Origin of the sequence: Polynucleobacter sp. 80A-SIGWE (assembly GCF_018882295.1) — a bacterium.
Classification (GTDB): Bacteria; Pseudomonadota; Gammaproteobacteria; order Burkholderiales; family Burkholderiaceae; genus Polynucleobacter.
Genome location: NZ_JACVOR010000008.1, coordinates 1 through 284 on the forward strand (window position 1 = coordinate 1; position 284 = coordinate 284).

The window sequence follows — 284 nt, forward strand, 5'->3', positions numbered from 1 at the left end:
CACCGTGGAGTGGAGTAAGCGCTGCTACTTCCTCAACACCCGCTTTATGAAGCTAAGGGATGATGATCTAGATATCGTTGCCCCAATCCGTCCGCACGACACGTTAGCCATGTATGCCATGGTGAACTTACGCTGCGCCTTATCTATTTCACGTGCCAATGCCCATGCGGTATTGGCTATTCAATAAGGAGGAAGAAATGAATAACACCATGAACCATAAAGAACTCATTCATAGTGACTTCCAAATTAAAGAGGTGGAAGCGGTAGTGCGTAGAGATGCCTTC

At 46.8% G+C, this 284-nt stretch carries 1 pseudogene; it reads left to right on the plus strand.

Annotated features, from left to right (window positions below):
* A pseudogene (locus ICN25_RS09900) lies at nt 1-187 on the plus strand (phage major capsid protein); the annotation flags it as partial.
* Nucleotides 188-284: the final 97 nt, after the last annotated feature.